1 protein-coding gene is annotated in these 433 nt (G+C 75.3%); it reads left to right on the forward strand.

From position 1 onward, the window contains the following. Window positions 1-2 precede the first annotated feature (2 nt). On the forward strand, window positions 3-224 hold the full coding sequence (locus MKK75_RS30495) for a hypothetical protein (RefSeq protein WP_244046230.1): 222 nt from the start codon (window positions 3-5) through the stop codon (window positions 222-224). The last annotated feature ends 209 nt before the right edge of the window (window positions 225-433 follow it).

Here is a 433-nt window from a genome sequence, read left to right on the forward strand (position 1 = left end):
CCCTGACCGGACGTGCCCGATCCTCCCCTCACGGCAGACACTGCAACCTGGCAACACGTCCCCTGCCCGGCGCGATCGGGCCGTGGCAGCGCGTGACCCCGATCCGGCCGGCCACCGCCCACAGCCGCAGCCTCCGCTTTCTCGACGCCACGAGCGAGCTGCTGCCCGCCGTCGCGATCAACGGCTGGCGCATGGTGCTGACTGGCCTCGCCACCCTGCTCTGACCCCAGCCCGCACCCGCGCGGGCCGGCTGCCCGCGCCCCGCATCTGAGGACCCGCGATGTCCCTCCGCACGTCCCTCCGCAACCTAATCCGCCGCAGCCCCGTCGCCGCCCTGCACGAGCGTTCGGCCGAGCGGCACAGCGGCGGCGACCGGGCCGGCGACGACGGTGCGACGGGTCTGGCCGGCGAGACTGCCGTGCAGCTCGGCCGA

It is taken from the genome of Methylobacterium sp. J-030, assembly GCF_022829545.1.
Taxonomy (GTDB): domain Bacteria; phylum Pseudomonadota; class Alphaproteobacteria; order Rhizobiales; family Beijerinckiaceae; genus Methylobacterium.